Genomic DNA, 13,583 nt, shown 5'->3' on the forward strand with positions numbered 1-13,583 from the left:
GCGAAGGCGTCCTCAAGAGCGCCTTCGCCGGCAAGTCGGATCGCCGCACCGCTGGCTCCTACGGAAAAACGGTTCACTCGCCCTCGCCACTGGTATCTGTGTGGCGAGAGACTGCATTACCCTGTAGCCCTGTGTTTTTTAGATCAGGGATGTCATGTCGTTCTTCATTCGTCTGTCGGCCTTGCTCGCCGCCTTGCTGCTGCTCAACGGTTGCGAGCGACAGGACGCGCCGCTGCTCGATCAGCAACTCTATGTCTGGCAACGGCAATGGACGCCGGCCCATGATGCCGCTTTGCGCGATAGCCACGCCGACTTCTCGACCTTGCGCGTGCTGGCCTTGCAGGCGTTTCCGCAGGCCGGTTGGCGCCGGGCGCGGATCGAACCGGCGCTGCTCAAGCGTGATGGTCGACCGCTGATTGCAGTGATTCGTCTGGATGGCCAGCTCAAGGGGCTGGATCAGGACGAGGTCACGGCGCACATCCAGCAGGTGCTCAACGATTGGCAAGGGCAGGGGCTGATCGTCTCCGGCGTGGAAATCGACCACGATGCGGGCAATGCCCGGCTACCTGCCTACAGCGAATTCCTCACGCATTTACGCGCTGTTCTGCCCGCCTCCTTGCCACTGAGCATCACCGCGTTGCCGGCGTGGCTCGACAGCCCTGAATTGCCGGCGTTGCTGGCGACGGTCGACAGCAGCGTATTGCAGGTGCACGCGGTGAGCGATCCACGGCGTGGGCTGTTCGACCCGGATCAGGCGCGGCAGTGGGCCAAGGCCTGGAGCCGTATTACCTCGAAACCATTTTATTTGGCACTGCCGGCTTATGGCGTGGCGCTGTTGCCGGGGGCCGGTGGCGCGCCGGTCGTGGAGAGCGAAGTGCCCATCGACCAGGGTGGCGATCGCCGGGAGTTGCTGGCGGATCCGCTGCAACTGAGTAAACTCGGCGCCGAGTTGCGCGCCGATCCACCGGCTCATCTGGCCGGGCTGATCTGGTTTCGCCTGCCGCTGGTCAATGATCGCAGGGCCTGGAGCCTGACGACGCTAATCGCTGTGGCGCGTGGCGATACGCTCGACAGTCGTATGGGGTTGAAGCTCTCGGCACAAGACGGCCTCTACGACATCATCGTCAGCAATCAAGGCAATCTCGACACTGCCTGGCCCGAACGCCTGACGCTGGCGGTGCAGGGTTGCGATGGCGCCGATGCATTGGCCGGTTATGCATTGCAACAGCGCCCGGATCTGCTTACCTTCACCCGCCTGCGCGAGGGTCGAATCCCGGCCGGCGGGCAGCGCGCCATCGGTTGGGCACGCTGCGCAACTATTGATCAAGGAGGTTCGAATGTTCACCCGTAACTGGCCCCGCCATGTGCTTTGCCTGAGCCTCAGCCTGCCGTTGGGTTCAGCGCTGGCCTGCGGGCCGGACTTCCCCATGCGCCTGCTGGACAACCGTGGCCAGTCGCTGGCAGAGCTGCCGGAAGGCAACTTCAACGTCGAAATCAACCGCCTCGGGCATGCCATCGCGGGACTGAAAAAAGCCACCGCTGCCACCAACATTCCGGGGGACGGTTACGGCGATGGGCCTGATTACGCGGGTCAGCGCAACACCGCCGAACAGGCCGGTCTGGCGCCTGAGCAGCAAGCGCTGGTGCAACAGCTGCGCAGCCTGGCCGATGCCCGTCAGGTTGAAGAGCAGGGCACGAGCCTGCCGGCCGAGCACATGTTCTATCTGGCGGGCGCTGTGGCGTTCAACGCGGGTGATCACGGCTTGGCCACCGAGTATTTTCAGAAGGTGCTGGCGCTGCCGGCGGATCAACGCGCGTTGCGCAGTACCTGGGCGGCTTACTCGTTGGGCCGGGCACTGTTTGCCATGAGTTCTGAGGTTGGCGCGGGCCCCGCTCTATTGGCTCAATCTCGAAAAGCCTTCGTGCAGACTCGTCAATTGAGCATCGACGGCTTCAGCGACCCGTTGGAGCTGGGCGTTGCCAGCCTCGGCGAAGAAGCGCGAGTAGCCCGCACTGCGGGTGATTGGGATAGCGCCATCGAACTCTACGCGACGCAGAACCTCCACGGTTCGGCGGTGGGCTACAGCTCGTTGAAGTTGTTGATGGCCGATCTGATGACAATGCCCGACGAACAACTGGCCGTGTTACTCAAGGGCAAAGCGGTACAGCAATTGGTGACGGCGTCGTTGATCAGTCGACTGGGCTGGTCATTCGGTGATCAACCGCCGAACGAACAGAAACTGATCAAGCTGCTGCAAACCAGCACTCGTGGCAGTCTGGATAATGCGGATCGTCTGGCGGCGATGAATTATCAACAGGGCGATTACGCCAGTGCCAAAGCCTTACTCGAACACGCCGGTGACGGCGGCCTCGCATGGTGGCTGCGGGCGAAACTGGCGTTGCGTGATGGCGACAAAAGCGCTGCCGCGGCGGCCTATGCCAAGGCAGCCCAGGCCTTCCCGCAGAACGAGTCCTGGGGTGAGCGTCGGACCCCGGACTGGGATTACGAAACGGTGCAGCCCAAGTGCCGGGTCGACGGCGAAAGCGCGATCCTGGCCCTGCAACGCGGCGATTATCTGCAAGCCTTTGATCAGCTCTATCGCAGCCAAAACATTTACTGGTATGACGCGGCCACCGTTGCCGAGCGGGTACTGACCCTCGATGAACTCAAGCAGTACGTCGATACTCAGGTACCCGCGCCGCCGCCGCTCAGCCAGCAGGATCGCGACAATTATGTGCCGTTGCCGGTAGCCGCGAGCCTGCGCAATTTGCTCGGGCGGCGCTTGCTGCGCGAAGGGCGTTATGACGAAGCCCCGGCTTACTTCGACAACGTCGATCTGCAGAACAAAGCCAACGCGTATGGGCAGTTGCGTCAGGAGGCGGACGCGGCTTGGTGGCCGACCAAGCGTGCTGCTGCCCTGTTTAACGCGGGTTGGATGGCGCGTGAGTGGGGAATGGAGATTCTCGGCTACGAAATGGCGCCGGATTACGCCACATTTGGTGGCAATTACAGTCTTGAGAGCCGTGAGCTAAAGGTCGGCCCATTAGTGGCTGAAGATGAAGTCTTGCGCCAGCAAGCCAGCGCCGCTCAACCCGATGAGCGCTATCACTATCGTTATGTCGCAACGGCTTTGGCCAGCCGTGCTGCCGATAATTTGCCTCGTACCAGCCATGCTTTTGCAGCGGTGTTGTGTGCGGCGGCGGGGTGGAATACCAGCCTTGAAGAAGAGCGTGCCTTCTATCAACGGTATGTGAAAGAAGGGCCGTACGTGGATTGGGCGGTGAACTTCGGTCACCAATGCCTTTATCCAGACTTCCAGAATGCCGACAAACGTTACATTACTCAGGTGTTGAGCCCGGTTCGCTCGGCATTGCGACCCCACAAAAAATCGCTGCAAGTGGGCGGTGTGGTGGTGTTTACAGCGGTAGCGCTGGTGCTGATCAACCGACGCCAGCGCAAGGCACGACAGTAATCACGCCTGCTGCACAAAGGTCAGCCGCACCGCGAAGCCGATCAGCAGGCTGCCGAACAACCACTGCTGCACCCGCTGGGCCGAGGGACTACGTTGCAGCCAGCGGCCCAGTGCGGCGCCGACCAGCGCGTAGGCGCTGTCGAACAACAACCCGACACCGACCAGCATCACGCCAAGTGTCGCAAATTGCGCGAGCACTGGCCCGGCATGCGGCTCAATGAACTGGGGCAACAGCACCGAACAGAACAGCAGGGCCTTGGGGTTAAGCAGGTTGGTCAGCAAACCGCGCTGGATCGCCTCGCGCCAATGCGGTTTTTCAGTCGTTGCGTCTGTACCGTTCAAGCTCGGCAGCATCGTGGTGCGCAGGCACTGAATGCCGATCCACAGCAGGTACGCAGCCCCGATCAGGCGCACCACGTCGAAGGTCCAGGGCGCCGTCTTGAACAGCGCCGCCAAACCCAACGCTGCCAAGGCCACATGACAACCACGTGCCACGCCCAGCCCCAGCGCCGTGGCCAGCGCCGCGCCTTTGCCCTGACGTGCACCGGTCTGCAACAGCAGAATCATGTCCGGGCCGGGCAACAGGTACACCACCGCCAGTGCCATGAAAAACAGCCAGAGTCCTGCCATGTTGCACCCCATTCGTTGTCGATTTGGTGGGATCAGTCTATGGCTGAAGAGCAGGGCAGGTGGTTGCGTAGTCAGCTTCTAAAGCTTCCATATTTGGCATAACCTGCCATTTCGTAATGATCGAACCATCGGGATCTGCCAAACCATGAAACTGGACGCCTATGACCGCAAGATTCTCGCGGCGCTGCAACGAGACGGTCGCCTGAGCAATGTGCAATTGGCTGACGAAATCGGTTTGTCCGCCTCGCCCTGTTTGCGTCGGGTACGGATGCTGGAAGAGGCGGGAGTGATTCGCGGCTATCAGGCCAATCTGGATCGAGATGAAGTGGGCCTTGGGCTGACCGTATTTGTCGGGGTCAAGGTCGAACGACACAACGATGAACAGGCCGAAGCCTTTCGCCTGGCCGTGACGGCATTGCCTGAGGTGATTTCGGCGTTTCTGGTGTCGGGGGAATCGGATTTCCTGCTGCAAGTGGTGGTGCCGGATTTGCGCGCCTATGACCGTTTTCTCACCGGGCGACTGCTGAAATTGCCGGGTGTGAGCGATATCCGCAGCAACTTTGCGATTCACACGGTGAAGACGCCGGGGGCATTGCCATTGGAGCATTTGCCGCTTTAGACCGAGTCGACCCCATTCGCGAGCAAGCCCGCTCCCACAGTAGATCGTCAGTGAACGCAGATTTTGTGTTCGACAATGATCGAGTGTGGGAGCGGCGGTGCGGCGATCCGACTTGCTCGCGAAAGCGTCAGTTCAGTCACCGCCAAATCATCGGCCCTACATCTGCGTCGCCATCCCCTCCACATCCATTGCCGCCTGGGTCGGGTGTGATGACAGGTCAGGGCGATGTCTTCGGCCGAGGCGCTGAACTCCATGGCTACGCAATATTCGCCAATCATTTCACTGACGCTCGGGCCCACAAGGTGCACGCCGAGGACTTCGTCGGTGCGCTCATCGGCCAATACTTTGGCGAAGCCTTCAGTCTCGTGGTTGATCTTCGCCCGGCTGTTGGCGGTGAAGGGAAATTTGCCGACCTTATAGGCGCGACCTTCGGCCTTCAGCTGTTCTTCGGTCTTACCGACGCTGGCCAACTCCGGTTTGGTGTAGATCACGCTGGGGATCAGGTCGTAATTGACCTCCCCGGCCTTGCCGACGATTTGCTCGACGCAGGCCATGGCTTCGTCTTCGGCCTTGTGGGCGAGCATTGGCCCTGACGTGACATCACCGATCACCCAGACGCCGGCGGCCTCGGTGCGGTGGCCCTTATTGACGAGCATGCCGCGTTTGTCTGTGGCGAGACCAACGTTTTCCAGCCCCAGGCCTTGGGTATAAGGGCGCCGACCAATGGCCACCAACACGTAATCGGCTTCAAGCAACTCGGCGGTACCACTCGCGGCCGGTTCGACGCTGAGCTGAACACCGCTCGCCGACATCGTGGCGCTGGTGACTTTCGAACTCAACTTGAAGCTGATGCCTTGCTTGCTCAATGAGCGCTGAAGGGTCTTGCCCGTTTCGCCATCCACACCGGGGCAGATCCGGTCGAGAAATTCGACCACCGTCACCTGAGCACCCAGGCGCCGCCATACCGAGCCCAACTCCAGGCCGATCACCCCGGCGCCGATCACCACCAGGTGCTTCGGTACTTCGTTCAGCGACAGGGCGCCCGTGGAGTCGAGGATGCGTTTGTTATCGATGTCCACGCCGGGCAGGGGAGTGGGTTCGGAACCGGTGGCGATAATGATGTCCTTGCTCGGCGAGGACAGGGTAGGGCTCGCCAAAGAGATCGGTCGTGCCGTGCAGGCGGACTTGCAAAAACTCGATAGTGGCGTGGAAATTCTCGCCACGGTGGTCGAGGCGATCCACCCGCCAGCGGGGGCGGCCAATGCTTATCACGGCGTGCAAGCTGCGCAGATTGGTGCTCAGGCAAAGATTTCCCGTGAGCGCGGGACAGCGGCGGAGGTGACCAATCAGGCGCAATTGCAAGCCAGCGTCGCTCACGATCAAGCGACGGCCAGCGCCCATGAAATCAAGTCGATCGCTCAGGCCGCCGACCTGAAATTTGCCGCCGAGCGAAAGGCTTATTCCAACGCCGGCCAGGCCTTCGTGCTGGAGCAATACCTCAGCCAGCTGACCCAAGGTTTGGCCAACGCCAAACTGCTGGTTCTCGATCATCGTCTGGGCGGCAACGATAATGCGCCGACCATCGATCTACGTACATTCACGCTGCCGGCTGACCCTGCGCCGTCGCGTAACACTGCTCAGCCAGGAGCCGCCCATTGAGCCAGCCGACGCCTACTCACAATCATGATCACGATGCCCCCGCCGGCCACGATCACGGCCATGGCGGGCCTCATCACCATCATCACGGTGATCCACACGAAGCGGGTCCTTTCCCGTGGCGGTGAATGGGTTGGGCGGCGCTGCTGCTGGCGTTTGCGATTGCGACGGCGAGCCTGGTGCAAGTGCGCTCGGGGGAGGCTACGGGCATCACGCGTTTCGGCAATCCATCTCGGGTGTTGCTGGAACCGGGTCTTGGCTGGCGCTGGTCGGCACCGTTCGAGGCGGCGATTCCGGTGGATCTACGGTTGTGCACCACCTCCAGTGGTTTGCAGGACGTGGGCACTCGCGATGGTCTGCGCATCATCGTGCAAGCCTATGTCGCCTGGCAGGTGCAGGGTGATCCGGACAACGTGCAACGCTTCATGCGCGCGGTACAAAACCAGCCGGATGAAGCGGCGCGGCAGATCCGCACCTTTGTCGGCTCGGCGCTGGAAACCACCAGCAGTTTCGATCTGGCCAACCTTGTGAACACCGATGCCAACCAGGTGTGCATCGCCGATTTTGAAGCCCAGCTGCGTCAGCAAATCGATCAGCAGTTGCTCACCACGTATGGCGTGCGAGTGTTGCAAGTCGGCATCGAGCGTTTGACGTTGCCCTCGGTGACGCTCACCGCGACTGTCGATCGTATGCGTGCCGAGCGTGAAACCATCGCCACTGAACGCACAGCCATTGGCAAGCGTGAAGCTGCGCAAATTCGCTCTGCAGCTGAGCGTGATGCGCGAATCGTGCAAGCCGATGTCGACGGTGAAAGCTGCGGACATCGAAGCCCAATCCCGCGTCGAAGCCGCGCAGATTTACGGCCGTGCTTGCGCTGGTTCGCCGCACCTGTACAACTTGCTGCGTTCTCTCGATACCTTGGGCACCATCGTCACGCCGAGTACCAAACTGATTTTACGTACCGATGCGGCGCCGTTCCGGGTGTTGGTTGATGGTCTGCCGACGCTCGATAACACGTCCGGGTCGCAACCATGAAATTAGTTCCACGTGGAACACATGAGTTGAGCAGCCCCTGGATTCAGGCCGGGCGCGGTGCTGCCGGCACTGGATCGGCTGGTGACACGCAGTGCCGTGGCGCTCACCGCCGCACGAGATCTGGACACCATTCTGGTGGCTCGACCGGAACTGATCGGCGCCGACAATCAGGCCGCTGAGCGCCGCGAACGTCTACGCGGCGATCTGGTGCGGGGCATTAATCAACGTTTGGCCGAACTGACAGCGACCGGGCAGGGGTTGGGCATCGAAGTGGCACGGGTGACATTCACGAGCGTCAGGGGCTGGGCGTCGTGGCGATGACCGAGCAGGGCGAAGCGGCCCTCGGTCGTCAGGAGCTGTTCGATTGGGCATCGCCACTTCGGCTGTTCCCGATCACGACGGCCCGATTGCCAGGTTGGCACTCAACGGTGAATTTCTCGCCTGGCTGTTGCTCGCCGATAGCGTCAAACCCGAGGCACGGTTTGCCCTGAGCGAGTTGCATGAACCGGGCTTGGGTCGTCAGCTGTTGCTCACCGGGGATCGGCATAGCGTCGCGCACACGCTAGCCCGGGATGTGGGCATTAGTGATGTCGAAGCCCAGGCGTTGCCCGAGGACAAACTCAATCGCGTGTTGAAAGAGATCGGCAGCGGTTTCCGGCCGATGGTGGTGGGAGACGGCATCAACGATTCCCTGGGGCTGAAGGCCGGTGTGGTCGGCGTGGCGATGGGGGCGGGCGGCGCGGACATCGCGCTGGCTTCGGCCGATATCGTCCTGATCGGCAGCGACCTGCGCCGGCTCGGAACCTGCGTACGCTTGAGTCGCCAATGCCGCCAGACCTTGCAGGTCAACGTGATCATCGGTTTGGGCTGGACCCTGGCCATCGTCGCGTTCGCCGCATTCGGCTGGCTCGGCGCGGCAGGGCGATGATTGCCGCGCTGTTGCACAACTTTGAGCACGTTATTGGTGTTGGGTAATGCCGGGCGTTTGCTACGCTTTCAGGAACCCTTACTCAAGCTTAAGGATGAGGTGTGAGCGTCTACAACTTTTCAGAACTGTGTGCCGGATTTGTAGTCATCTAGGGTAAGGCGGTCATTTTCAACGATCGTCTGCTGGCTGGCTTCACTGTTGGAAGCAAGACGGGAATAGAAAAAGGCTATTAATTCGATCGCCTGCTATTTTTCAAGGATGGTCTACCCTCAGATTTGTCGTCTGAAAAAGGGGGCTTTTCATGCTCGCGCAACTTCCACCGGCCTTACAGAATCTGCAATTGCCACTTCGCTTGCGACTCTGGGACGGCCATGAGTTCAATCTGGGGCCGACGCCCAGCGTCACCATTGTGGTCAAGGACCCCCACATGGTTACCCAGTTCACCCATCCCAGCCTCGATGCGTTGGGGGCGGCATTTGTCGAAGGCAAACTAGAGCTGGAAGGCTCCATCAGCGATGTGATTCGTGTCTGCGATGAGTGGAGTCAGGCGCTGATCAACGAAGACGCAGATGCACAACCGGTGCGCACGGTTCATGACAAAGAAACCGATGCCAAAGCCATCTCCTACCACTACGACCTCTCCAACGAGTTTTACCAACTGTGGCTCGACAGCGACATGGCGTACTCCTGCGCCTATTTCGAGACCGGCAGTGAAACCCTCGAGCAAGCCCAACAGGCCAAGTTTCGCCACTTGTGCCGCAAGCTGCGGTTGCAGCCAGGTGAATATCTGCTGGATGTCGGTTGCGGCTGGGGCGGATTGGCGCGGTATGCGGCTCGGGAGTTCGGCGCGAAAGTATTTGGGATCACGCTCAGTAAGGAGCAATTGGCGCTCGCCCGTGAACGGGTGAATGCCGAAGGCCTGAAGGATCAGATCGAACTGCAACTGCTCGACTACCGCGATTTGCCTCAGGACGGGCGTTTCGACAAGGTGGTCAGCGTCGGCATGTTCGAACACGTCGGCCACGCCAATCTGGCCGAGTACTGCAAAATCTTGTTTGGTGCGGTGAAAGAGGGCGGCCTGGTGATGAACCACGGGATCACTGCCAAATACACAGACGGTCGCCCTGTTGGGCGCGGTGCCGGTGAATTCATCGAGAAGTACGTATTCCCCAACGGCGAGCTGCCGCATCTGGCGATGATTTCCGCCGAGATCAGCGAAGCGGGACTGGAGATTGTCGACGTCGAGAGCCTGCGCCTGCATTACGCACGCACCCTGGACCACTGGAGCGAACGCCTGGAAGACAATCTGGAAGCTGCCGGCAAACTGGTGCCGGAGCAGGCTTTACGGATCTGGCGGTTGTACCTGGCGGGATGCGCCTATGCCTTCGCCAGAGGCTGGATCAACCTGCATCAAATCCTCGCGGTAAAAGCCCATCCCGATGGCAGCCATGAACTGCCATGGACCCGCGATGACATTTACAACCCTTAAAGAATTGGCGAAATAAGCCGGGCGATCCGCATGCCGATCTGTTGCAGGCGGTGGGTTTCCCGGCTTTCTTCTTTGGCGATTTCGTGAGCCTGGGCGAAGTCATCGTTGAGCATCTGTTCCACTTCGGCGGCAAACGCACTGTCGACCGTCAGCAACATCACTTCGAAATTCAGCCGGAACGAACGGTTGTCCATGTTGGCGCTGCCGATGGCGCTGATCTCGTTGTCGATCAGCACTACTTTTTGATGCAGGAACCCGGGTTGGTAACGGAACATGCGCACACCAGCACGCACCGCTTCGAAGGCATAAAGATTGGAAGCGGCGTAGACGATCCGGTGATCCGGCCGCGCCGGCAACAAAATCCGTACATCCACACCACGCAGCACCGCCAGTCGTAACGCGGCAAACACCGCTTCGTCGGGGATGAAGTAAGGCGTGGTGATCCACACTCGTTCCGTCGCCGCATGGATGGCTTCGACGAAGAACAGCGAACAGGTTTCGTAGGAATCCGCCGGGCCGCTGGCCAGCAATTGGCAGAGCACGCCGTCATCCGGATAAACCTCCGGCAGGATCAATGGCGGCAGCGAACGGGCCGCCCAGAACCAGTCTTCGGCAAAGGACTCCTGCATGCAGGCCACCACCGGCCCGCGCACTTGCACGTGAGTGTCGCGCCAGGGTGCCAGGGGTGGTTTCTCGCCCATGTATTCGTCACCGACGTTGAGCCCGCCGACAAAACCGACAATCCCGTCGACCACTACGATTTTGCGATGGTTGCGAAAGTTGACCTGAAAGCGGTTGAGCCAGCCGCTGCGGGTGGCGAAGGCCTTGACCTCGATACCGGCATCGCGCAACGGTTGCACGTAACCGTGAGGCAGGGAGTGGCTGCCGATGCGGTCGTAGAGCAGGTAAATCGCCACGCCTTCGGCAGCTTTCCTCGTCAGCAAGGTGTGCAGGCGTTGACCGAGACGGTCATCGTGGATGATGAAGAACTGGATCAATACCGCTTGGCGGGCGTTGTTGATGGCGTCGAAAATCGCTTCGAACGTGGCTTGGCCGTCGATCAGCAAGCGCACTTCGTTATTCGCCAGACACGGCATGCGTCCCAGCTTCGGCATGGCCCTCAAAGACGCGTAGGCGCTGGATGCACGCGCAGCCAGCGCCTCTTCTACCCAGGGGCGCCAGTTCAGCTCAGAGATTGCCTTGCGCATTTCCTCGTTGGCTTGCCGTCGGGCCTTGATGTAGCCATCGAAGGTGCTGCGGCCGAAGACCAGATAAGGGATAAGCGTGAGGTAGGGAATGAACAGCAGTGACAGAGCCCAGGCGATCGAGCCTTGAGCGGTCCGAACGGTCAATACGGCATGGATGGCGGCAATCGAGCCCAGCGTGTGCAGCAGAGCGATCAGATAACCGAATACATGCGGTCCAAAATAATCCATGGGGGGCAGCCTTGCTCCTGAAGATTCAATGCCTAACAGACCATGTTCCGGGCAGAATGTCGCTATTTAATTGACCCATGAACCGAAGCCCATGACTGACGTCTAACGGCCACTATTGATCAGGAGTTACTCGATGAACGTTCGTCTGCTGGGTTTGGCCATGGCGCTTGGTTTGGCACTTCCTGTGGCCGCTCAGGCTCAGATGTTGCAACCGGGTTTGTGGGAAATGACTTCAAGCAACATGAAGGTCGATGACCAGAACCTGCCCGATCTTCAACTGATTCTCGGCCAGATACAGAGTCAGATGACCCCAGAACAGCGTGCCATGCTGGAAAAACAGGGCATCACCATGGGCGGTAAAGGGATTCGGGCTTGCCTGACTCCTGAGCAGGTGAAGACCGACAACATTCCATTGACGGACCCACAATCGGGCTGCACCCAGCAAATCACCGAGCGCACCGGCAATCAGTGGAAATTCCGTTTCAGCTGTCCGAAAGCGCAAGGTGCGGGTGTCGCCACATTCCTCAGCGATCGTGAGTTCACTACCAAGGTCAACGGCACTTTCAACGCCACTGGCATTCAGCAGAAGGGTAGCCTCGATACTCGCGCTGTGTGGTTGGGCCAGGATTGCGGAACTGTTAAACCCAGGGCTTAAAAGCTTCGCGGGCAAGCCTCGCTCCTACGGAATGTTGACGACCCGTAGGAGCGAGGCTTGCCCGCGAAGGCGTCCCCCCTAGCCACCTTGAATCTTCGTCGGATTCAACCATTCACACACCGCCTCAATCCCTTTCTCCCCGAAATCCTCCCCACTGCACTGCGCATGCTGACAAACCCGCCGTCCTTCTTCTTCGTCATATGAACGATTGGCGTGCGAGGCAATCTGGTCAGAACTCGTTTTGCAGGGCTTTGTAGCCGCGCACCAGATCGACGTTCGTGCGCGCCACGTCTTCGGAAAACTCCGAGGCGCTGATGCTCACCGGTGGGAACTGCGACAGGTCGGTGTGGGGGCCGATGCGCGTGGTGGAGGGCACATAGAAGTCCTCAGGCAAGTCACGCCCGTCGACCACCGAGTTATGCCGCACCACGCAACCGTCGCCCACCGCGCAATTGAACAGCACGCTGTTGAAACCGATGAATACGCGGTTACCCACGGTGCAGGGACCATGCACGATGGAGCGGTGGGCGATGGAGCTGAACTCGCCAATGGTCACCGCCGCGCCGGACTTTGAGTGGATCACCACGCCGTCCTGGATGTTCGAATTGGCGCCGATGGTGATGGGCTCCATCTCGCCCGAGTCATCCACTTCATCGGCGCGAATCACCGCATAGGGACCGACGAACACGTTCTCGCCGATCACCACTTTGCCGCAGATGATGGCGGTTTTATCCACGTACGCGGACTCTGCAATCGACGGCAGATCGCCTGAAGGATTCTTGCGGATCATGGTTTGCTCAACGCGTCGTACAAGGTGTTGAGGTTATATTCGAACAACCCGGCGAACGTGCTGGCCGGGCCAGTCGCAGCGAGGGCATCGGAATACAGCGTGCCGCCGATATGCGCGCCGCTTTCATCAGCGATTTGTTTGAGCAGGCGCGCGTCCTTGATGTTTTCCATGAACACCGCTTTGACTTTGGCCTGACGGATCTGGGTGATCAGCGCAGCGACTTCTGCAGCGGACGGTTCGCGTTCGGTGGACAGACCTTGTGGCGCCATGAAGTCGATGCCGTAAGCCTGACCGAGATAACCGAAAGCGTCATGGGAGGTCACGACGTTGCGATTACCGGGCGGCAGCGAACCGAGCTTGGTTTTGGCTTCGGCGAGCAAGGCGTAGATTTCTTTCAGGTAGGCCTGGCTGTTGTGTTCGTAGTCGGCTTTGTTAACAGGGTCGGCGGCGATCAGTGCTTTGGTGATGTTGCTGATGTACAGCTCGGTGTTCGCCAGGTTGTGCCAGGCATGTGGGTCGGGAATGGTTTCGCCGTCTTCATCCAGCGAGCGTGGAATGACACCTTGGGTGGCGCCGATGACCGGAGCTTTGGTCTCGGTGCTGGTCACCAAGCGGTCCAGCCAAGGCTCGAAACCTAGTCCGTTCTTGATGATCAGTCTGGCCTTGAGCAATGCCTTTGCATCGTCCGGAGTCGGCTCGTAGGTGTGGGCGTCGGCGTCCGGGCCGACCATGTTGGTGATCTGAATATGGTCGCCTCCGACCTGATGGGTCATGTCGGCAAGGATGCTGAAGCTAGTGACTACCTGGAGTTTTTCCGCGGCAGACAACGACATCGACAGCATCAAACTGAACAGCACGAATAAAGCGCGCAT

9 protein-coding genes and 5 pseudogenes are annotated in these 13,583 nt (G+C 60.0%); 9 read left to right on the forward strand and 5 right to left on the reverse strand.

Going from position 1 to position 13,583, the window contains the following annotated elements:
- The first annotated feature begins 154 nt into the window (after positions 1 to 154).
- A complete protein-coding gene (locus MEB48_RS16555) occupies positions 155 to 1,351 on the forward strand; it encodes a DUF3142 domain-containing protein (RefSeq protein ID WP_237885162.1) in 1,197 nt (398 codons plus the stop codon).
- Positions 1,338 to 3,473: a hypothetical protein gene (locus tag MEB48_RS16560; protein ID WP_237885163.1), complete on the forward strand. Its 2,136-nt coding sequence runs from the start codon at positions 1,338 to 1,340 to the stop codon at positions 3,471 to 3,473. Before MEB48_RS16555 ends, MEB48_RS16560 begins: the two co-directional genes overlap by 14 nt.
- Here the strand turns inward: MEB48_RS16560 and MEB48_RS16565 are convergent, their stop codons facing one another.
- Positions 3,474 to 4,103 carry a LysE family translocator gene (locus tag MEB48_RS16565; protein ID WP_237885164.1) on the reverse strand — a complete coding sequence of 210 codons (630 nt, stop codon included), beginning with the start codon at positions 4,101 to 4,103 and terminating at the stop codon, positions 3,474 to 3,476.
- Positions 4,104 to 4,248: 145 nt separating this feature from the next.
- On the opposite strand from MEB48_RS16565, the gene MEB48_RS16570 reads away from it, so the two are divergent.
- A complete protein-coding gene (locus tag MEB48_RS16570; protein WP_038980472.1) occupies positions 4,249 to 4,722 on the forward strand; it encodes an Lrp/AsnC family transcriptional regulator in 474 nt (157 codons plus the stop codon).
- Between the two features lie 156 nt (positions 4,723 to 4,878).
- Here the strand turns inward: MEB48_RS16570 and MEB48_RS16575 are convergent.
- Positions 4,879 to 5,852 (reverse strand): annotated as a pseudogene (locus tag MEB48_RS16575) (FAD-dependent oxidoreductase); the annotation flags it as partial.
- On the opposite strand from MEB48_RS16575, the pseudogene MEB48_RS16580 reads away from it, so the two are divergent.
- The 5 genes and pseudogenes from MEB48_RS16580 to cfaB all read left to right on the forward strand — a co-directional run.
- Positions 5,848 to 6,381: pseudogene (locus tag MEB48_RS16580) on the forward strand (SPFH domain-containing protein); the annotation flags it as partial. The pseudogenes MEB48_RS16575 and MEB48_RS16580 overlap by 5 nt on opposite strands.
- Positions 6,378 to 7,413: pseudogene (gene hflC / locus MEB48_RS16585) on the forward strand (protease modulator HflC). The pseudogenes MEB48_RS16580 and hflC, both read left to right, overlap by 4 nt.
- A gap of 57 nt (positions 7,414 to 7,470) precedes the next feature.
- Positions 7,471 to 7,707: pseudogene (locus tag MEB48_RS16590) on the forward strand (protease modulator HflK); the annotation flags it as partial.
- Positions 7,695 to 8,446 (forward strand): annotated as a pseudogene (locus tag MEB48_RS16595) (HAD-IC family P-type ATPase); the annotation flags it as partial. The pseudogenes MEB48_RS16590 and MEB48_RS16595, both read left to right, overlap by 13 nt.
- Positions 8,447 to 8,642: 196 nt before the next feature.
- Positions 8,643 to 9,830: a C17 cyclopropane fatty acid synthase CfaB gene (gene cfaB / locus MEB48_RS16600; protein ID WP_237885165.1), complete on the forward strand. Its 1,188-nt coding sequence runs from the start codon at positions 8,643 to 8,645 to the stop codon at positions 9,828 to 9,830.
- Here cfaB and cls read toward each other — a convergent pair.
- On the reverse strand, positions 9,827 to 11,266 hold the full coding sequence (gene cls / locus MEB48_RS16605) for a cardiolipin synthase (RefSeq protein ID WP_237885166.1): 1,440 nt from the start codon (positions 11,264 to 11,266) through the stop codon (positions 9,827 to 9,829). The two genes, cfaB and cls, sit on opposite strands and share 4 nt — an antisense overlap.
- 133 nt (positions 11,267 to 11,399) lie before the next feature.
- Here cls and MEB48_RS16610 point away from each other — a divergent pair, with 133 nt between their 5' ends.
- The gene (locus MEB48_RS16610) at positions 11,400 to 11,921 is read left to right on the forward strand and encodes a DUF3617 domain-containing protein (protein ID WP_237885167.1); all 522 of its coding nucleotides are present in this window, start codon (positions 11,400 to 11,402) and stop codon (positions 11,919 to 11,921) included.
- A 229-nt stretch (positions 11,922 to 12,150) separates the two neighbouring features.
- Here MEB48_RS16610 and MEB48_RS16615 read toward each other — a convergent pair whose 3' ends face one another.
- Together MEB48_RS16615 and MEB48_RS16620 are read right to left on the reverse strand one after the other, a co-directional pair.
- The gene (locus MEB48_RS16615) at positions 12,151 to 12,711 is read right to left on the reverse strand and encodes a gamma carbonic anhydrase family protein (RefSeq protein ID WP_237885168.1); all 561 of its coding nucleotides are present in this window, start codon (positions 12,709 to 12,711) and stop codon (positions 12,151 to 12,153) included.
- Positions 12,708 to 13,583, reverse strand: a complete 876-nt coding sequence (locus MEB48_RS16620) for a metal ABC transporter substrate-binding protein (protein ID WP_237885169.1) — start codon at positions 13,581 to 13,583, stop codon at positions 12,708 to 12,710. Before MEB48_RS16620 ends, MEB48_RS16615 begins: the two co-directional genes overlap by 4 nt.

Source organism: Pseudomonas sp. PGPR40 (assembly GCF_022014505.1).
GTDB lineage: Bacteria > Pseudomonadota > Gammaproteobacteria > Pseudomonadales > Pseudomonadaceae > Aquipseudomonas.

Excerpts from the sequence above, each read along its gene's own strand:
- MEB48_RS16615 (WP_237885168.1), bottom strand. The coding sequence starts at position 12,711 with ATGATCCGCAAGAATCCTTCAGGCGATCTGCCGTCGATTGCAGAGTCC.
- MEB48_RS16620 (WP_237885169.1), bottom strand. The coding sequence starts at position 13,583 with ATGCGCGCTTTATTCGTGCTGTTCAGTTTGATGCTGTCGATGTCGTTG.
- MEB48_RS16565 (WP_237885164.1), bottom strand. The coding sequence starts at position 4,103 with ATGGCAGGACTCTGGCTGTTTTTCATGGCACTGGCGGTGGTGTACCTG.
- MEB48_RS16610 (WP_237885167.1), top strand. The coding sequence starts at position 11,400 with ATGAACGTTCGTCTGCTGGGTTTGGCCATGGCGCTTGGTTTGGCACTT.
- MEB48_RS16560 (WP_237885163.1), top strand. The coding sequence starts at position 1,338 with ATGTTCACCCGTAACTGGCCCCGCCATGTGCTTTGCCTGAGCCTCAGC.
- MEB48_RS16570 (WP_038980472.1), top strand. The coding sequence starts at position 4,249 with ATGAAACTGGACGCCTATGACCGCAAGATTCTCGCGGCGCTGCAACGA.
- cfaB (WP_237885165.1), top strand. The coding sequence starts at position 8,643 with ATGCTCGCGCAACTTCCACCGGCCTTACAGAATCTGCAATTGCCACTT.
- MEB48_RS16555 (WP_237885162.1), top strand. The coding sequence starts at position 155 with ATGTCGTTCTTCATTCGTCTGTCGGCCTTGCTCGCCGCCTTGCTGCTG.
- cls (WP_237885166.1), bottom strand. The coding sequence starts at position 11,266 with ATGGATTATTTTGGACCGCATGTATTCGGTTATCTGATCGCTCTGCTG.